Genomic DNA, 18,850 nt, shown 5'->3' with positions numbered 1-18,850 from the left:
GTCAGTTCCTCCTGTTGCCGCCGACGACGGCCTTGCCCGCAGGCAGCCGAATCGCGTAGCCCCCGTTGAGGGTCGCGGTGCTGCCCGGCTCCAGCGGTACGCGCCAACTGCGCACCCCGCGCACGTAGTCGTCCTCCTGCCCGTCGACCGGCCGCTCCGCCGCGGTCCACGGCGGGCTCGCCTTGTGCTCCTCGATGCGTACGTCCTTGTCCGCGGACACCGGTACGCGCTCGCGCACCTGGACGACGACCGGGTAGGGCAGCCGGTTGGCGACGTCGATCTCCACGGTGTGGTCCAGCACCGTCGTACCGCCGCGAAGGCCGGCCGTCGACTCGCGCATGTGCGCGCGCCGCGCGACCCGCACGCTCTCCGCGACGCCCACGCCGACCGCCTGCCGCTGCCCGGGGGCGAGGGTGGGCAGCGGGGCGGTGAGCACGAAGTCGCCGTCGACCATGACGTCCACGGGGCCCGCGAGCAGCGCGTGCCCCGAGGTGTTGGTGACCAGGACGGTGCCGAAGACCGCGGGGTCGACGGCGGGCACGCACACGTACTCGAACTCGGTGCTCACCTGCACCTCGCTCACCGGGACGGTGTGCCAGCGGCCGTCCGCGGCGACGTCCACCGGGGCGGCGGTGTCGAAGCGGTAGTCGAAGGACCCGGCGGACCGCCGTACGTCCACGGCGTGCGCGGGCCGCGCGAGGCGGCCCACCGCGGCCGCCCGCCGCTGGTACTCCGCGGCGACCGGGTGCGCGGCCCGGGACGCGGGCCGCAGCGTGCCGCGGCCTTCGGGCGCGTCCGGGCCCGCGAGGGTCAGCCGGGCGTAGTCCAGCAGGTCGGCGCCGGGCGCCGCGGGGGCGGCGGGCGGCTGCAGGTCCGGCGCGGCGCCGAACCCGTCGCTCTCCAGGGCCGGGCCGCCGGGGGCGGCGGGCGCGAAGGCCGCGTGCGGTACTGCCGCGCTGCGGGAGCGGGCCACCGGGGCGCGGGCGGGTGCGGGTGCGGCCAGGTCCGCGGCGGCTCCGTAGCCGCCGGCGGGCATCGGCGGGGGCGCGGAGACCGCCATGGGCGGCGGCGGTACGGGAAGACCGCGGGTCACCGGTGCGACGGCGGCGGCGGCGTCGTAACCGGCGAAGAGGTCGTCGAGCCCGGCCGGGGGCTCGCGCCAGCTGAGGTGCGCGGGCTCCTCCTGCCGCCGCCCGATCCGCAGCGACCGCAGCTCGGGCAGGTCGGCCCGGCGCAGCAGGTCCGCGGTGGACAGCCCGAGCCGCACCCCGCTCCAGTCCTCCCCCGCCCGCTGGGCCACGCAGGCCCGCAGCACCAGGGTCCCGGCCCCGCTGCGCCCGTCGAGCCGCAGCTGGTACACAGGCGCCCAGGTGGCCCCCGGTACGTGGTACTCCAACTCCAGCTCGACAGCCTCGGGTTGGGCGGGGGCGTCGCTCTCCTGCTCCGGGTGGGCGAAGGTCACCAGGGCCGTCGCGGACGGGGCCGCGCGGCTCGTGGAGGTGGCGTTCGAGGCCTCGGCCAGGCGGTGGCGCAGGACGTCGGAGGCGTGGTCGGCCTGCTCCAGCTCCTCCTCGACCGCGCGCAGCCGGCGGTGCAGGACCGCCAGGCGCGAGTCGACGAAGCCGGCGAGGGCGAGGATCGACTCGACCGGCGCCCAGCGGGGCGGGTCGCCGCGGCGGGGGAGCGGCGGCTCGGCCCGCAGCGCGGCGACCTGCGCGACCTCGGCGGCCAGCCGGTCCCTGCGGTCCCGCAGCCGCGACTCCCGGTCCTCCGCGTCCTCCAGGTCCAGCCGCAGCCGCGGCAGTTCGTCGCCGCGCCGCAGCGTCGCGCCGTACTCGACGCGGATGTCGGTGACCCGCAGCCCGCTCGGTCCTGACACCACCCGGCCGCGCAGCGAGTCCTCGTGGAGGGTCGGCGGCAGCCCCGTGACGCGTACGGTCGCGGTACCGCCGCCGGGCGGTGGACCCGGCAGGTCCAGGCGGGCCGACCGGGTGCAGACCGCACCCGAGGAGTGCACCACCACGGACGTCACCGCGGACCCTGCCACCGGCCCGTCACCAGCAGATATACGCGTGCTCGCGTGCACCGTCGCTCCCCCTCCGGCCCCGGGCCGATCCGTCGCCCGTACCCTACCGGTCAGCCCACCGGCGGGGCCTGGTCCGGCCATTTCACCGTCAGCACCCGGGGGTTGCCCTGCGGGGTGAGCCGGATGATCGGTATCGGCTTGCCGACCGGATTGCTGCCGGTGTGGCTGCCCGCAGGGTCCTACGACGCCATGGCCTGGACGAACTGCTTCGGCGTCATCAGCTTGTTGAAGACCTTCTGCAGGTCCGTGAGCATCGTCGCCGACGTCGCAGGCGGCAGCGCCTGGTCCCATGACTGGGTGAAGGTCGGTGCGTCCTCGACCAAGCCGTAGATGAACACGGTGTAGTCCGGGTTGATGCCGCCCATCAGCTGCCCCTTGATGCCGGCGATGGCCGGCACGTGGCCGATGGACAGCAGATCCGCGATGTACGACGGCTGCGCCACCGTGTTCTCGATGAAGTCGACGGCCCCCGACTTGTTGTCCGACTTCTCCGTCACGGAGAAGTAGTTGCAGGGGTTGCCGACCACGTCCTTCGGGTCGCCCTTGCCGTGCGGGACGGTCGGGAAGGGCGCCCAGCCCATATGGCCGCCCTTGACGAAGGAGGGAGCGGTGGTCAGCATGTCGGCGTACGCCCAGGAGCCCATCAGGTGCATGCCCGCCTTTCCGCTGGACAGCAGCGTGTAGGTGCCGCCGGAGTCCTGGCCGACCGTGCTGTACTTCTTGCCGAAGGCGCCCCGGTCGACCAGGTCGCGGATCATGCTCAGCGCGGTGGTCACGGCCGGGTCCTCCCAGGCCCCTGGCTTGCCCTCCTCGATCGCCTTGAAGACCTCCGGCCCGCCGACCCGGTCGAGCAGGTACTCCATCCACATCAGCTCGGTCCAGGACTGCGACCCGGCCAGCGCGATCGGGGTGATGTGCTTGGCCTTGAGCTTGTCGACGTCGGTGAGCAACTGAGCCCAGGTGGCGGGTGGTTCCTTGATGCCGGCCTGGGCGAAGACGGTCTTGTTGTAGAAGAGCGCGACGGGTTGCACGCCCTCCATCGGGACGCCGTACACCTTGCCGCCGATGGTGCCGCCGTCCAGCACGCTGGGCAGGAACTCCTTCTTGAAGCTGTCGTCCAGCCGGCCGCTGAGGTCCGCCACGTCGCCGGCCTTGACGTATCCGGCGAGGTTGCCGCCGCCCCAGTTGAGGAAGACGTCCGGTGCGTCGGCGCCGCTGAGCCCGGACTGCAGCTTCTGCTTGTACGGGTCGTTGACGAAGGTCTTCATCGTGACCGACGCCTTGTGCGCGGTGTTGTAGGAGGCGATCGACACCTTCTGCAGCGGGTTGACCCCGTCGTTCTGCAGCGTCCACAGGGTCACCTTGCCGGACCCGGGCGCTCCTGAGCTGCTGCTGCCGCAGGCCGTCGCGGTCAGCGCGAGTGCGGTGACCGCGGCCACCGTGGCGGCTGACCGCAGGGTTGCGAAACGTTTCATCGTTGGCACACGCTCCTCCGGGAGCCGGGGAGCACGGCTCAATCCGTTGAAAGTTACGATAATTTACGCTTGAAGGAACGTAGGGTTGCGATGACGTTTCGTCAACGGTCGGTTCGGTAACAGTGCGGCCACACTGGACACGGCCTCATTGAACGGGTGTTGAACGTCCCGAGTGGTGAGACGGTAAGCCGGGAACGCGTGAAAGGTCCCGAAAGTTTCGGCGAATTCGGAGGCGGCCGCTCCGCCGGTGGCCGGCGGTCGTACCCGTGTGCGACCCGGGTGCGGGGAAATCATTGCGGCGTCCTCTACGCTGACCGCGTCCGACGAGTGCAGTGAGGTGACCGTGGTCGACACCGGCCGCACCAACGTGCCTGACCAGGCGCCGCAGGCCGGGCCCGCCACCTCGCCGCGGCCCGCCGCCGAGGCGCCCGCCGCGCGGGTGACCATCGCGGCCATCGCCCAGGAGGCCGGGGTGTCGGTGGCCACCGTCTCCAAGGTGCTCAACGGCCACAGCCAGGTCTCCGACAGCACGCGCGAGAAGGTCGAGGCGCTGCTGGAGAGCCACAACTACCTGCGCCGGCGGAGCCGCCCCACGCACACCGTCGGCCTGATCGACCTGGTCATCAACGAACTCGACAGCCCCTGGTCGGTGGAGCTCGTCAGGGGCGTCGAGGAGTACGCCGCGCAGCACAGGACCGGCGTGGTCGTCACCGCCGTCCACCGCAGGCCCGCGGACACGCTGCGCTGGCTGGACAACCTCGCGCAGCGCGGCAGCGACGGGGTCATCCTGGCGGTCACCGAACTGGCCCAGGCGCAGCGGCGGCAGGTCCAGGCCCTCAACGCCCCGCTGGTCGTGGTCGACCCGGTGGGCAACCCCGACCCCTCGATCCCGTCGGTCGGCGCCACCAACTGGCACGGCGGGCTCACCGCCACCCAGCACCTGCTGGAGCTCGGCCACCGCAGGATCGGCCTGCTGGCCGGCCCCGAGGACGTCCTCAGCGCCCGCGCCCGCCTCGACGGCTACCGCGCAGCCCTGGAGGGCGCCGGCATCCCCGTCGACCCCCGCCTGATGCGGCCCGGCGACTTCCACCACGGCACCGGGCTCACCGGCATGAGCGAGCTGCTCGCGCTGCCCGACCCGCCCACCGCGGTCTTCGCGTGCAGCGACCTGCAGGCGCTCGGCGCGTACGAGGCCCTGCGGCACGCGGGCCTCCAGGTCGGCCGGGACGTGAGCATCGTCGGCTTCGACGACCTGCCCACCTCGTCCTGGTCCTCACCCCCGCTGACCACCGTCCGCCAGCCCCTCAGCCAGATGGCGGCCATGGCCGCCCGCATCGTCCTCCAGGGCGTCGACACGGTGCTCCCGGGCGGCATGCGCCGCCTGGAGCTGGCCACGGAACTCGTGGTGCGGGCCAGCACGGGGCCGCTGCGGGACTGACCCATGCGCCCCTCGCGCCTGCGACCTCCGCGTCCCCCGGGGCGGGGGGTGCGCTTCCGCGGGGCGTGGCGGCTTGAGGGTGCCTCTGCGGAAGGCGGCGCTCTTCGGCGGCGCGGGGAACGGCGCGCCCAGGCCGCCACCGGCGGGTGGGGCATGTGGTCGCTGGGAGGTCTCCGGAGCGACGAACCTGCTGGAGCGCAGGGGGGCAGGTCCGTTTCCGCCCGGCGCGCGGGGTCCGTACGGCGGGATCGCATCGGCGGGCGTGGACCGGGCAGGGGGCGATGCGCGGGACAGGTGAGTGGCCGGGTGTCGGGCACAATCGGGGCATGCCCACGCCGCCTGACCACGCTGTCCTGTACCCCGACGTCGCAGCCGCCGGGAGCCTGGCCGCCGCGCTCAGGGCTGCGGCGGAAGGCTGCCCTGGGACCGCCCCCGCCATATCCTCGGGTTCCGATCCGCTGCTCCACGCGACGGTCGCCAGCGGCCTGCCTCACCGTCAGCCCCTTGAGGTCCGCGCGTGGGTGCACGGGCGGAGGTGGTCGATTCGCGGCACAGGACCGTTTGAGAACTTGGCTCTCGTCGACGGCAGAACGGACGATCTGGCGGCAGTCGCCCGGGTCGCCAAGGCGTGGCACGACGGGGCGGACCTCGATGACATCGCCTTGGCCGCGTCCTTCGTGCACCTGACGGGGCGGTTCGAGATACCCCACCTCGACCCTGCGCGCTTGACGGCATCCGAGTGGCAGGCCATGCGCCAGGAGGCAGCCGATATGGATTACACCTGGCAGGAGACCTACCAGGCTCTGATCGAGGCAGCTCACGCCGAGCCGACGCTACGCGCCCTCTATCCGTTCACAAGCCACTGGACGCTGCGCTTCTCCCTCACTACCCAGCCGGGCCTGACCGTGGTCGGACCCTGTCTGAGCGCCCGGAGCGACGGCACATATGCGGTGGGCACCACCATGGCCGCCGACCAGGACCTCGGCCGGTTCGCCACACCCCACGAAGCTGTGGCCGCGGCTGCGCACCACCTGCCGTCCGGCCTCGGCCCGGTCACCCTCGGCACGTGACGTCGACGGCCGGCCCACGTGCCACCGGGTACTTGAGGGTGCAGGCGGGTCAGGGCGTTGCCTGGCTGCGGGTGCCAGTACTGCCTGGGCGTCTGCGTTCCAGCACGACGATCGGGCAGTTCAGCGCCTGGGCGATCGTCGCCAGGTCGGCGGGGGTGGCGCTGCGCCGGCCGGACTCGACCTCCCCCATCAACTGCTCCGAGATGCCGACCAGTTCGGCAAGCCGCCGCCTGGTCAGGCCGCTCTTCTCGCGCGCCCAGGTCACGGCCTCGGGCTCCTGGCGCAGTCTGCGGGGACGATCCCGCTCACGCCCGGCTCGCACCTCGGCGGCCGCCTCCCCACTACCGTCGTCGGCCGCGCATTCGGCCCACATGACTTTCCCGACTCCTTCGCGGCCGCTCACCCCCCAGCGCCCGCCGGTGAGCGCGTCCACCAGCTCCAGGCCACGCCCCGACTCGGCGTCCGCAGACGGCCGACGAAGCTCCGGCTTGTCCTCGTTCGCGTCGTGCACTTCGATGCGCAGACCACCGTCCCGCAGGCGCTCGAACCGCGTCTCGACCAGAGTGTCTTCCGGCCCGTGGGCGTGCTGAACAGCGTTGGTGACCAGCTCGGAGACCACCAGTTCGGCCACGTCAGCCAGCCCCTTCAGGCCCCACGCGGCCAGATGCCACACCAGCAGCCGCCGCACCCTGATCACGATGCACGGGTCACGGCACCATCGGTACACCACAGTTGACGGCATGCCGCTCGGAGCGTGATGACGATCCGGGATGGGAACGCCCGTAGCCTCGGCTTGCTTTCCCGCCTTCGCGCTCGCCCCGGCGTGGTCGGGCAGGTTCCCGGCCGTGCCCGGGTGGTGGTCGGATTCGAAGTCGTCGGCCAGGCGCGACATGAATGAGTCCCCACGTTCGGTGCTCAGGTAACAGGGCTGACCACCCTCACCCGCCCACGGCAACAGGCGCATTCCCATCAGGCCACCGCCCCAGCATGAGAGCGGGCCAGGCGGAAAGCGATCCCTAACTCCCCGAACCGAAGTCCCGTAAAAGCGCGCATGCTTGAAGCTCCATTCCAGCGCTGAGCCACACCCCGGGACCGACAGCACGGTCGCGGGGTCTACCGCAGCTCACGCTAGGAGCGCCCTCTCCAGCGCCACAGTGACGAACCGCCCTACCTTTGCGATCAGGTAGGACGCAGCGTCCTACCTGTTGAGACCGAGACGGTCAGCCAGCGCGAGTACCGGGGCATCTCGGCGGCGAGCACGGCCACGCAGATCCTCCACCAGGCGCCGCGACGTCGAGTGGTAGCTCATCCACTCGGGAGCGTCGTGTTCAGCGGACAACAGAGCCCGGGTCGCTGCCGCGTCGTTGTCGAGATCGGAGTAGGCCAGCGCTCGGTCGACGTGGAAGCGTGCCCGCCATGTCGGCGGCAGCGAATCGAGGCCCGGCACAGTACGGGCAGCGCGGATCGCCTCGTCACTGCGTTCCAATTCAACAAGGAAGTTGACCTTGGCCACCCCGGCATTGGTCGGGCCGAAAGGCGTTGCGTACACCATCACATCCTCGCCGATGCCGGCCGCTGCGCCGGTCGCCATATTCAGGAGATCACTCACCTGACGTTCCTGGCGTACGCCGGCAGTGGCGGCACGTAACAGCAGTACCCCCCACAGCGCCAGGTCCCTGGGCGAGGAGCGGAAGCCCGGCTCAATCTGCTCAGCGCGGATGAGCGCAACGCGCTCGGCATCCTCAAGCCGCCCCTGCTTGGTGAAGACCCACGAGAGCGTAGACGCAGCCAGCGTCTCAAGGTCCGGGTCGTCGCAGCACCTGATAGCAGCCCACGAACGTTCCATCGCCGTAAAGGCCGCGTCCTCCTTGCCCAGCGCCGTCAGTGTCGTGGCCGCCACCTGATACGCCACCGCCAGTACCGATTGGGCGGCGGCAGCGTCAACACCGGTGTAGGCATGCACAGCGGCACGGGCGTCACGGATCAACTGGGGGAGCAGCGAGCCGATTTCGCCCATACGCCCTTCACGCCGGATGACCTCGGTCGAGGCAAGCGACGCTTGCAGGTCAGCGATGGACGGTGGTTCCTCCGGGTCCGCTTCGCCCCCCATGAGGTCCGTCAACGGCGACACCGCCTGGCGCAACGCGAGCACCGAGGGCAGGTCGGACTCCACCGCGTGAGAACCCTCGAACGTCGAGGGCTGGCCGACGAGAAAGGACGGCTCGGTGTCCAACGCCCTGGCCAGAGCGTTGACCGTGGTCAGCCTCGCTGAGGTCCGCCGACCCTGTTCCAGTTTCCGTACGACGTCGACCGACAGGCCTGCCTTGTCAGCCAGCCCCTCTTGGGAGAGGCCGCGACGCAGCCGAAGCTCCGCGATACGGTCGCCCATTCCGGACTCGAATCCGCCCACGTCTACCCCCGGTGAAGGATGGTGGCTCTACGGTACGCCGCCCGATCCGGACGCCGGAGGGTCGCAGGCACAAGATGCCACGTTCACGCTTTCCCGAAATGCAGGGCGAACGTTGCTGCTGTGCGGCGAGTTCTCGGCACAGGCCGAGGAACGGCTTCGCCTGGGGGCGCCCCCATCTCCCTTCGCTCGCCAGTCGGTGGTCCGGGGCGGGCCGAACAGCCCCCATCCGGGCCGGTGGCGACCCGCGCCCCGCGGGACGGGGGAGCGCAACTTGTCAGGTGCATTGACAAGCGAGGCCGCACGCAGTTCCCTTCTGGGGAAATCTGTTGTTTTCCGCGCACACCCCCACGGATGACAACGTTGTCCACCGGAGAAACGGTGAAGCCTCAACATTCTCACCCAGGAAGGGCAGCCATGCGCTCCTTACGTTTCCTGCTGGCCGCGGCGCTAGCCGCCACCGCACTGCTCGGCGCCACCAGCGGCATCCCCCAGGCCGCCGCAGCAACCAGCATCTGCAACGCGTACTGCGACGCCCGCGACCCGGGCCTGAGCGGTGGGGACCGCGCCCCCGTCACCGCCGGCGTCTTCTCCCGCACCATCACCCTGCACTTCGACGACGCCGACGCGATGGGCTGGGCGTCGATCGACAACGGCAACCCCGGCGACGAGGTGTGGATCGACCGGTCCTTCGACGGCGGCAGGACCTGGTCGTCGGGGAGCAGGCTCGGCGACACCACGACCCCCGCGGGCCAGCGCGGCTGGCGCACACAGATGTACAACGTGGACGACTGGGGCGCCGAGGGCGTCGGCGCCCTGCGGGCCTGCGGCAAGGCCGGCGACCGGGCCGACATCGCCTGTACGGCGTGGGCGCGCACCACCTGGAACGCCGGCAACCGCCGCACCGCCGCGGCCACCGCCCTGATGATGTCCTTCGACCGCTCCACCAAGCTCTTCGGCGGCAACGGCTGGTGGACCGGCGCCAACGCGCTCACCGCGATCATCGACAACGTCCGCGTGACGGGCATGGGCAGTTACCGCTACGCCATCGCCGAGACCTACGACAAGAACCTCGGCGCCCAGCAGGGCAACTTCACCAACGACTACCTGGACGACACCGGTTGGTGGGGCCTGGCCTGGATCGACGCGTACGACCTGACCGGTGACAGCCGCTACCTGGCGACCGCCCGCGCCGACGCCGACCACATGTACGCGTACTGGAACGGCACCTGCGGCGGCGGGGTCTGGTGGAGCCAGGCGAGCACGTACAAGAACGCCATCACCAACGAGCTGTTCCTGCAGCTGACCGCGGCCCTGCACAACCGCATCGGCGGCGACACCACCTACCTCGCCCGGGCGCAGGCCGAGTGGAACTGGTTCAAGGCCAGCGGGATGATCAACGGCGACCACATGGTCAACGACGGCCTGACGTCGTCCTGCGCCAACAACGGCCAGACCACCTGGACGTACAACCAGGGCGTGGTGCTCGGCGGGCTCACCGAGCTGTACCGGGCCACCGGTGACGCCGGGCTGCTGACCACCGCCCGCGGCCTCGCCGACGCCTCCACCGTACGGCTCGCCTCCGGCGGGGTGCTGCGCGAACCCGGCGAGGGCGACTCCTGCACCGGCGACGGCCCCACCTTCAAGGGCGCGTACGTCCGCGGCCTGGGCAAGCTCAACTCCCAGCTGTCCGACCACCCTTACAGCGGGGTGCTGACCACCTGGGCCGACTCGGCCTACGCGCACGACCGCAACGCCCTCGACCAGTACGGCCCGCACTGGGCCGGCGGCAGCGGCAGCAGCGACTACGGCTGCCAGCAGAGCGTGCTCGACCTGCTCAACGCGGCCGGCTGACACCTCCTTCCTCCGAAAGGGTCCCCCCACCATGTCCCGACACTGGAGACTCACGCCCTTGTGGGTCCTGGGTCTGCTGGCCGCACTGCTCGCGGCCGTCCCCCTCACCTCCGCGCAGGCCGCCACCACCACCTCGATCACCGTGGACGGCACGCAGGGCGGCAGGACCTTCGACGGCATCGGCGCCATCAGCGGCGGCGGCGGCAACTCCCGCCTGCTGACCGACTATCCGGCCACCCAGCAGGCGCAGATCCTGGACTACCTCTTCAAACCCGGCTACGGAGCGAGCCTGCAACTGCTCAAGGCCGAGATCGGCGGCGACGCCAACTCCACGGACGGCTCGGAACCCTCGATCGAGCACGTCCGCGGGCAGATCAACTGCAACGCCGGATACGAGTTCTGGCTGATGGAGCAGGCCAAGGCCCGCAACCCGAACATCAAGCTGTACGGGCTCGCCTGGGCGGCGCCCGGCTGGATCAGCGGCGGCTTCTGGTCCACCGACACCATCAACTACCTCATCTCGTGGCTGGGCTGCGCCAAGCAGCACAACCTGACCGTCGACTACCTCGGCGGCTGGAACGAGCGCGGCCACGACATCAACTGGTACATCCAGCTGCGCTCGGCCCTGAACTCCGCCGGATACGGCAGCGTGCAGATCGTCGGTGACGACAGCGGGTGGGGCGTCGCCGACGACATGGCCGCCAACTCCGCCTTCAACAACGCCGTCTCGGTCATCGGCGCCCACTACCCCTGCCAGGGCGGCGACGGCGGCAACGCGAACACCTGCTCGTCCAGCACCACCGCGAAGAACAACGGCAAACCGCTGTGGGCCAGCGAGAACGGCTCGATCGACATGGACCAGGGCGCACCGCCGCTGATCCGCTCCATCGTCCGCGGCTACGTGGACGCCCGCATGACGGCGTACCTCAACTGGCCGCTGGTCGCGGCGATCTACCCCAACCTGCCCTACGCCACGGTCGGCCTGGCCACCGCCGCCTCCCCCTGGTCGGGGCACTACAGCATCGGCGAGAACACCTGGGCCACCGCGCAGGTCACGCAGTTCGCGCAGCCCGGCTGGAAGTTCGTCGACTCCGCGTCCGGCTACCTCGGCGGCGCCGAGACCAACGGCAGCTACGTGACGCTCAAGTCCCCCAACGGCACGGACTACTCGACCGTCCTGGAGACCACCACCGCGACCGCGGCACAGACCGCGACCGTGCACGTCCAGGGCGGCCTGTCCACCGGCGCCGTCCACGTCTGGGCCACCCGGGTCAACTCGCCCAGCGCGGCCACCGACTTCGTCCACACCCAGGACATCACGCCGTCCGGCGGCAGCTACTCCCTGACGCTGCAGCCCGGTTACGTCTACACCGTCACCACGACCACCGGGCAGGGCAAGGGCACCGCGACCGCGCCCGCCGACCACGCGCTGGCGCTGCCGTACTCCGACAGCTACGACGGCACGGCCACCAACACCGAAGCCAGGTACCTGTCCGACATGCAAGGCTCCTTCGAGGCCAGGCCGTGCGCCGCCGGACGCTCCGGGACTTGCGTCCAGCAGGTCGCACCGGTCAAGCCGATCGAGTGGCAGGACGACTCCGACGCCTTCACCCTGGCCGGCGACCCCACCTGGTCCGACTACACGGTCAGCACCGACGTCGACCTCCAGCAGGCCGGCACCGTCACCCTGCTCGGCCGAGCCAACACCCAGAACCGCCCGCAGGGCCACCAGGCGGCGTACCAGCTGAGGCTGAGCAACACCGGTGCCTGGTCGATCGCGAAGAACACCAGCTCGGGCACGCTGACCACGCTGGCCTCCGGCACCCACGCCGGACTGGCCCTGAACACCTGGCACACCCTCACGCTGGGCTTCTCCGGCGACCGGATCACCGCCACCCTCGACGGCGGCACCCTCGGCACCGTCAACGACAACTCCTACGGCAGCGGCCAGATCGGCTTCGGCGTCGTCGGCTACCAGACCGACCAGTTCGACAACCTGTCCGTCACCGCGAACCCCGCGGGCAACGTCAGCGGCGTGCTCAAGGGCCGGCAGTCCGGCCTGTGCGCCGACGTGCCCGCCTCCAGCCAGGCGAACAACACCGCGGTCGCCCTGTGGGGCTGCAACGGCGGCGGCAACCAGACCTGGACCGCGACCCCGTCCAAGCAGCTGATGATCTACGGCAGCAAGTGCCTCGACGCGGCAGGCGGCGCCACCGCCGACGGCACCGCCGTGCAGATATACGACTGCAACGGCACGGCGGGACAGCAGTGGAACATCCAGGCCGACGGCTCGGTCGTCGGCGTCGGCTCCGGCAAGTGCCTGGACGCCACGGCGAACGGCACCACCAACGGCAGCCCGCTGGAGCTGTGGACCTGCAACGGCGGGGCCAACCAGAAGTGGGACCGCGGCAGCGTCACCACCCCGCTGCGCGGCCAGGAGTCCGGCCGCTGCGTCGACGTACCGGCCGCCAACCAGGCCAACGGCACCCAGCCCGCCCTGTGGGACTGCAACGGCGCGGGCAACCAGGCCTGGACCTCCACTCCCAACGGCCGGCTGACCGTCTTCGACACCAAGTGCCTGCAGCCGATCGGCGGCGGCACGGCCGACGGCACCGGCGTGGAGATCTACGACTGCAACGGAAGCGCGGGCCAGCAGTGGAACGTCAGGTCCGACGGCACGGTCGTCGGTGTCGCCTCGGGCAAGTGCCTGGACGCCGACGCGCACGGCACGGCCGACAGCACGCCGCTGGACATCTGGACCTGCACCGGTGGCACCAACCAGATCTGGGGGACCGGACGATGAGGCGACTCACCGCAGCACTCGCCGCCGCACTGACCGCGGCGGCCGCACTGACCGCCGTGGGCGGCACCACCGCCGACGCGGCCACACCCGCGGCCACACCCGCGGCCACACCCGCGGCCACACCCGCGGCCGCCGCCGCTCCCGCCCCGCTGCGGCTGATGCCGCTGGGCGACTCGATCACCTGGGGCGTCGGCAGCAGCACCGGCGACAGCTACCGCTCCGCACTGTGGAACGACCTCGCGGGCGAGGGCCACACGCTGGACTTCGTCGGCAGCGGGCGCGACGGCGTCATGTCCGACCCCGACAACGAGGGCCACTCCGGCTGGCGCATCGACCAGATAGCCGGCATCGCCGACTCCGTGCTGGCCCGCTACCGGCCCAACGTCATCACCCTGGAGATCGGCACCAACGACCTCAACCAGAACTACCAGGTGCCCACCGCCACCGACCGGCTGCACGCGCTCGTCGACCAGATCACCGCCGACGCCCCCGACGCGACCGTGCTCCTCGCGTCGCTGATCATCTCCACCAACTCCACCGAGGAGCCCAACCGGCCCGCGTTCAACCAGGCCGTCCCCGGCATCGTCCAGGCCGAACAGGCGGCGGGCAGGCACGTCGGCTACGTCGACATGGGCGCGCTGACCGCCGCCGACCTCGCGGACGCCCTCCACCCCAACGACGGCGGCTACGTCAAGATGGCCACCGCCTTCAACTCCGCGGTCCAGGCCGCGGACGCCGCCGGCTGGATCCACGCCCCCGTCGCGCTGACCAGCGGCGTCATCCACTCCGGCATCAGCGGCAAGTGCCTGGACGACAACGCCAGTTCCACCACGAACGGCGCCGCCGTCCAGCTGTGGTCCTGCAACGGGACCAACGCCCAGGTGTGGAACGTACCCGGTGACGGCACCCTGCGGGTGCTCGGCAAGTGCCTCGACGCCACCTCGGCCGGCACCGCCAACGGCACCAAGCTCCAGATCTGGGACTGCAACGGGACCAACGCCCAGAAGTGGACGGCCTACAACGGCGGCTACCGCAACCCGGTCTCCGGCCGCTGCGTGGACGACCCGTCGTCCTCCACCACCGACGGCACCCAACTCCAGCTCTGGGACTGCAACGGCACCAACGCCCAGAAGTGGACGGCTCCGCAGACGTCCTGAACCCCGCCCCTCTCCGGGGCCTTCCCCGCCCTGTCCCACCGGACCCCTCCCCGGCGGGACAGGGCGCCCTCCCGGCCCTCGCCGCGCGTTCCCGCGATTCGCGGCGGGCACCGTCCCATGACCGGGACAGCGCCCCGCGGCACGGGATACCGTCTTCCCAACGGCTTTTGCGTACAGGTGTGTACAGGGGTGTCCATGCTGGACGAAGCACTCGCCGCACTCGCGGCCTCGGGGGGAGCGGCTGTCACCACGGCAGCCGGTACGGACGCCTGGACCGGCCTGCGCGACAGCCTGGCACGCTGGTTCGGGCGCGGGAACCCACGCCGCGAGACGTCGGTACTGGAACGGCTCGACCAGACCGGCGCGGAACTGGCGTCGGTGGAAGCCGATCGGGCCGAGTCCGTACGGGCGGCCTACCGCGCGATCTGGCAGACCCGCATCCAGGACCTGCTCGACGACCTCGACGACGCCGCCGAACGCGGGCGTGCCGCCGCCGACCTGCGCGCGCTGCTGGCCCGGCTGTCCCTCCCGCAGGCGGGGGTGAGCGCCGACCGCGGCGGCGTCGCCGTCGGCGGCAACCTCACCGTACGGGCGCAGGACGGCTCCGTCGCGGCCGCCGTCGTGCGCGGGGACGTGCACGTCGGCCGCCCCGAGGCCGCCCGCGCCGAGGAGAGCCAGGACCGCCCTACGCCGCCGGACGCCTCCCAGGGCTGAGCGATCGGTCCTGACGACGCCAAGACATTCGTCGCCCGGCACAACCTGGCCTGGTACCGCGGCGAAGCCGGCGACCTCTCCGGCGCGGTCGCCGCCTTCACCGAGGTGCTTGCCGACCGCGAGGCGGTCAACGGTCCTGAACACCATGGGACCGTGGCGACCCGGAACGGGCTCGCCAAGTGGCAGCGGGAAGCGGCCGCCGCAGCGTCGGATACGGACGGAGAGACGGCCGCCGACGACTGGTGAACCTGCTGCCGGGCACCCCGGCAGCGTCACGCGTCGCGCGTGCGCAGCGCGGGCACGGCCGCCACCGTGGCGGAGAAGCCGTACTCCCGCCGGGACGGCGTACCGCCGCCGTCAGGCGGCGATCAGCGCCGCCACCGCCGCCACGACGACCTCGCGGCGGTGTGCCGCGGAGCCCGCGGCACCGTCGGAGACCACCGCGTCGTACTCCGGCACGTTGCTGCTCCAGAAGCCGGAGAGGTGCAGCACCAGGCCCAGCAGTTCGGCCGCGGAGAAGCGGGTGGGCAGCCTGCCCGCCTCCTGCGCCTCGGTGATCGCCCGCACCTTCGCCGCGTTGCTGTCGAGGACGATCGGCAGCAGGCCGCCGCTGCCGGCCCGCTCCAGGCGGTACCAGGTGGCGAGGCGCTGCACCCAGGGCCGTTCCACGTAGGAGTCGTGGAGGCGGCCGGCGTACTCGGGGAGGTCGGCGGCGTCGATGGGGACCACGTCGAGCGTCTCGTGGCACATCGCGTCGAAGACGGCGTCGAAGAGGCCGTCCTTGCTGCCGTAGTAGTGGTAGATCTGCGCCTTGTTGCTGCGGGCGTCGGCCGCGATGCGGTCGACCCGGCTGCCGGCGATGCCGTACGCGGCGAACTCGCGGGTGGCCGCGTCCAGCAGGCGGCGCCTGGTGGCGTCCGCGTCCCGGCCGATGGCCTTGGCGGCGGCGACGTCCCTTTTCATGACACCCAGCGTATCAACTAACCGGACAGTTGACATCTGCCCGATCGAGGAGTTTCCTGGAGACAGCTGCTAATCAACCGGTTAGTCAGTAGCCCCCCCGCTCGAAGGAGCCGGCCATGCCCACCCCTGCCACCCCCTCCGTCTTCCTGGTCAGCGGCGCCTCCCGCGGCCTCGGCCGGGAGATAGTCCGCGCCGTCCTCGACGCCGGTCACCAGGTCGTCGCCGGCGTCCGCAGCCCCAAGGCGCTGGACGACCTCGCCGCCAAGTACGGCGACCGGCTCGCCGTCGTCCCGCTCGACGTGACCGACGAGCAGGCCGCCCGCGCCGCGGTCCGCACCGCCGTCGACCGCTTCGGGCGGCTCGACGTGCTGGTCAACAACGCCGGATACGCCAACGTCGGCGCGGTCGAGGACGTCGACTTCGACGACTTCCGCACCCAGGTCGACACCAACCTCTTCGGTGTCGTCCGGCTCACCCGGGCCGCCCTGCCGGTGATGCGCGAGCAGCGCTCCGGGCACATCGTGCAGGTGTCCTCGGTCGGCGGGCGGCTGGCCATTCCGGGTCTGTCGGCGTACCAGTCCGCGAAGTGGGCCGTCGGCGGCTTCTCCTCGGTGCTGGCCGCCGAGGTCGGCCCGCTGGGCATCAAGGTGACCGTGCTGGAGCCCGGCGGCATGCGCACCGACTGGGCCGGCTCCTCGATGCGGATCGACCCGGTCCGCCCGGAGTACGCCGAGACGGTCGGCGTGATGGCCGCGCGGCACAACCCCGAGTTGACCGCGGCCAGCGACCCGGCGAAGGTTGCCCGGCTGCTGCTCGACGTCGTCGCCCTCGACGAACCGCCGCTGCGGCTGCTGGTCGGCCCCGACGCGTACGCGTACGCCACCGCCGCCGGCCGGGCGCTGCTCGCGGAGGACGAGCGGTGGGGCGAGCTCAGCCGGTCCACCACCGCGGACGACGCGACGCCCGAGCAGATAGACCCGCTGGGGCAGGCGGGTTGAGGGTGCCGCGGGCCGGAAGCTCCCCCTCCGACGTGCCGCCCCGCGGTGCGCCGAGGGCCGGGTTCCGGCGGCAAACAGCCCCGCTCCGATCGCACTTGGGACCAGCGTCGGAAGTCCCTGACACGCGTGGCATCCTGTGACCTTCACGCTTCGCCGGTCGAGGCCGGCGAACGGTCAGGGGGGGTTGGGGGGAAGGTCGCATGAAGCTCTGCTTCCTTGTGGAGGAGAACTACCGCCACGACGGGATGCCGGTCGAGGTGATCCGCCGACTCCACGCCTGGGGCCACCAGGTGGACGTGCTGCGACCGGGGGGATCGCTGCACCGGATGACCGAGGTCGTCAGCGCGGGCAGCCATGACGCGTGGGTGCTCAAGACGGTGTCCGGCGGGCCGGGGCTCACCCTGCTCGAAGCCGCCGCCTCGGCCGGGATGACCACCGTCAACGACGCCCGCTCGATCCGCGGCGTCCGCGACAAGGCGCTCGCCGCGGCGATCGGGCGCAGCCGCGGCCTGCCCATGCCGACGACGTACGCCGCCGCCAAGCCAGAGCTGCTCGCCGAGATACCCGAGTCGGACTACCCGCTGGTCGTCAAGCCCGCCGACGGGAGTTCCGGGCGGGCGGTGCACCTGCTGGCCGCGCCCGACCGGCTGGCCGCCCTCCTTCCCGAACTGCGCGGCGAGGGCCTGCTCATCGCGCAGCCGTACGTGCCCAACGCGGGCGTCGACATCAAGGTCTACTGCGTCGGCGACGACTTCTACGCCACCGAGCGCCGCTCGCCGCTGCACCCCGACCGGCCGCACCGCGAACGCCGGGTGCCGCTGTCGCGGGAGGTCGCCGCACTCGCCGCGCAGGTCGGCGCGGTCTACGGGCTCGACCTCTACGGCCTCGACGTGCTGCTCGGCCCCGACGGCCCCGTCGTCGTGGACGTCAACGACTTCCCCAGCTTCCGGCAGGTGCCCGACGCCGCCTCGCGCGTCGCCAACGCCGTCCTGGCACTGGCCGCGGGGGGCAGGCCCACCGCGGCCGTCACCACCCCGGTGCCGGTCGCGGCCGGCGACACGCTGTGAGGATCGGCCTCATCACGCCGGACCCCGGCCATCCGCTGCTGGCCGCGGCGGGCGCCCTGCTCACCGCCCCGGGCGCAGGGCACCGGGTCGAGGTGCTCGACCCGGCCACCGCGCAGGCCCCGGCCGACCCGGCCGACGTCTACCTCCTCAAGGCCCGCACCCCTCGGGCGCTCGCGCTGGCCCGCGCGATGGAGGCGGGCGGGGTGCCGGTCGTCAACTCCGCCGCCGCGACCGGGCGGTGCCAGGACCGTACGGCGATGGCCCAGGACGCGCTGCGTGCGGGCCTGCCCTTCGCGCCGACCCGCACGTACGCCTCCGGCGGTGACCTCGCCCGCGGGCTGGCCGGGTCGCAGCCGCCGGGACCTGTGGTCGTCAAGAGCCGGCACAGCAGGAAGGGCGACGTGGTCGTTCGGCTCGAAGGGGAAGCGGAGATCGGGGAGTTCGCGGACTCGGCGGCGTACGAGCCCTTCGTCGTGCAGGACTTCGTCGCCAACCCCGGCTGGGACCACAAGCTGTGGGCCATCGGCCCGCAGGTCTTCGCGGCCCTGCGCCGCTCGGAGCTGGCCCCCGCCGCCCCGGGCGGCGGCCCCGTCCCGCTCGCCGAGCTCCCGCCCGGCTGGCCCGCCCTCGTCCGCCGGGTCGGCGAGGTCTTCGGCCTGGACGTCTACGGCGTCGACGTGATCGACACGGGCGGCGGCCGCCCGCTGATCGTCGACGTCAACGCCTTCCCCGGCGTCCGCAACCAGCCCGGCGCCCCGGAGGCCCTGGCGGCCCTCGCCCTGCGGGCGGCCCGCGGCTAGCGGCGCCGCAGCCCGGCG

The 18,850-nt window shown here is 72.0% G+C and carries 14 protein-coding genes; 9 read left to right on the top strand and 5 right to left on the bottom strand.

Annotated features, from left to right (window positions below; translation table 11 throughout):
• Position 1: 1 nt before the first annotated feature.
• Together NFU81_RS35370 and NFU81_RS35365 are read right to left on the bottom strand one after the other, a co-directional pair.
• Positions 2 to 2,047 carry a DUF4139 domain-containing protein gene (locus tag NFU81_RS35370; protein WP_251499622.1) on the bottom strand — a complete coding sequence of 682 codons (2,046 nt, stop codon included), beginning with the start codon at positions 2,045 to 2,047 and terminating at the stop codon, positions 2 to 4.
• Positions 2,048 to 2,265: 218 nt separating this feature from the next.
• A complete protein-coding gene (locus NFU81_RS35365; protein WP_251499619.1) occupies positions 2,266 to 3,561 on the bottom strand; it encodes an extracellular solute-binding protein in 1,296 nt (431 codons plus the stop codon).
• Positions 3,562 to 3,898: 337 nt separating this feature from the next.
• On the opposite strand from NFU81_RS35365, the gene NFU81_RS35360 reads away from it, so the two are divergent.
• Together NFU81_RS35360 and NFU81_RS35355 are read left to right on the top strand one after the other, a co-directional pair.
• Complete coding sequence (locus NFU81_RS35360; RefSeq protein WP_308208353.1) at positions 3,899 to 4,999, top strand: LacI family DNA-binding transcriptional regulator; 1,101 nt, start codon at positions 3,899 to 3,901, stop codon at positions 4,997 to 4,999.
• Positions 5,000 to 5,568: 569 nt separating this feature from the next.
• On the top strand, positions 5,569 to 6,069 hold the full coding sequence (locus NFU81_RS35355; protein ID WP_251499617.1) for a DUF6193 family natural product biosynthesis protein: 501 nt from the start codon (positions 5,569 to 5,571) through the stop codon (positions 6,067 to 6,069).
• 49 nt (positions 6,070 to 6,118) lie between these two features.
• Here NFU81_RS35355 and NFU81_RS35350 read toward each other — a convergent pair whose 3' ends face one another.
• Both NFU81_RS35350 and NFU81_RS35345 read right to left on the bottom strand, forming a co-directional pair.
• Positions 6,119 to 6,961, bottom strand: coding sequence for an ATP-binding protein (locus tag NFU81_RS35350; protein ID WP_251499614.1), 843 nt, complete (start codon positions 6,959 to 6,961; stop codon positions 6,119 to 6,121).
• A gap of 306 nt (positions 6,962 to 7,267) precedes the next feature.
• Positions 7,268 to 8,458: a helix-turn-helix domain-containing protein gene (locus NFU81_RS35345; RefSeq protein WP_251499612.1), complete on the bottom strand. Its 1,191-nt coding sequence runs from the start codon at positions 8,456 to 8,458 to the stop codon at positions 7,268 to 7,270.
• Between the two features lie 435 nt (positions 8,459 to 8,893).
• On the opposite strand from NFU81_RS35345, the gene NFU81_RS35340 reads away from it, so the two are divergent.
• The 4 genes from NFU81_RS35340 to NFU81_RS35325 all read left to right on the top strand — a co-directional run bounded on the left by NFU81_RS35340 (position 8,894) and on the right by NFU81_RS35325 (position 15,004).
• Complete coding sequence (locus NFU81_RS35340) at positions 8,894 to 10,330, top strand: glycoside hydrolase family 76 protein (protein WP_251499610.1); 1,437 nt, start codon at positions 8,894 to 8,896, stop codon at positions 10,328 to 10,330.
• Between the two features lie 58 nt (positions 10,331 to 10,388).
• Positions 10,389 to 13,133: a ricin-type beta-trefoil lectin domain protein gene (locus tag NFU81_RS35335; protein WP_251499606.1), complete on the top strand. Its 2,745-nt coding sequence runs from the start codon at positions 10,389 to 10,391 to the stop codon at positions 13,131 to 13,133.
• The gene (locus NFU81_RS35330; RefSeq protein ID WP_251499603.1) at positions 13,130 to 14,290 is read left to right on the top strand and encodes a ricin-type beta-trefoil lectin domain protein; all 1,161 of its coding nucleotides are present in this window, start codon (positions 13,130 to 13,132) and stop codon (positions 14,288 to 14,290) included. The genes NFU81_RS35335 and NFU81_RS35330 overlap by 4 nt, the downstream gene beginning before the upstream one ends.
• A 195-nt stretch (positions 14,291 to 14,485) precedes the next feature.
• Entirely contained in the window at positions 14,486 to 15,004 is a 519-nt protein-coding gene (locus NFU81_RS35325; RefSeq protein WP_251499601.1) for a hypothetical protein, read from the top strand.
• 357 nt (positions 15,005 to 15,361) lie between these two features.
• Here the strand turns inward: NFU81_RS35325 and NFU81_RS35320 are convergent, their stop codons facing one another.
• The gene (locus NFU81_RS35320) at positions 15,362 to 15,967 is read right to left on the bottom strand and encodes a TetR/AcrR family transcriptional regulator (RefSeq protein WP_251499598.1); all 606 of its coding nucleotides are present in this window, start codon (positions 15,965 to 15,967) and stop codon (positions 15,362 to 15,364) included.
• A gap of 116 nt (positions 15,968 to 16,083) precedes the next feature.
• On the opposite strand from NFU81_RS35320, the gene NFU81_RS35315 reads away from it, so the two are divergent.
• The 3 genes from NFU81_RS35315 to NFU81_RS35305 all read left to right on the top strand — a co-directional run bounded on the left by NFU81_RS35315 (position 16,084) and on the right by NFU81_RS35305 (position 18,832).
• On the top strand, positions 16,084 to 16,965 hold the full coding sequence (locus NFU81_RS35315) for an SDR family NAD(P)-dependent oxidoreductase (protein WP_251499595.1): 882 nt from the start codon (positions 16,084 to 16,086) through the stop codon (positions 16,963 to 16,965).
• A 200-nt stretch (positions 16,966 to 17,165) separates the two neighbouring features.
• Positions 17,166 to 18,032, top strand: a complete 867-nt coding sequence (locus NFU81_RS35310; protein ID WP_251499593.1) for an ATP-grasp domain-containing protein — start codon at positions 17,166 to 17,168, stop codon at positions 18,030 to 18,032.
• Positions 18,029 to 18,832: an ATP-grasp domain-containing protein gene (locus NFU81_RS35305; RefSeq protein ID WP_251499590.1), complete on the top strand. Its 804-nt coding sequence runs from the start codon at positions 18,029 to 18,031 to the stop codon at positions 18,830 to 18,832. The genes NFU81_RS35310 and NFU81_RS35305 overlap by 4 nt, the downstream gene beginning before the upstream one ends.
• Positions 18,833 to 18,850: the final 18 nt, after the last annotated feature.

The organism is Actinacidiphila cocklensis (genome assembly GCF_907177275.1).
Taxonomy (GTDB): domain Bacteria; phylum Actinomycetota; class Actinomycetes; order Streptomycetales; family Streptomycetaceae; genus Actinacidiphila; species Actinacidiphila cocklensis.
Note: the sequence above shows the minus strand (reverse complement) of the source record. Positions and strands in the feature narration are given on the sequence as shown.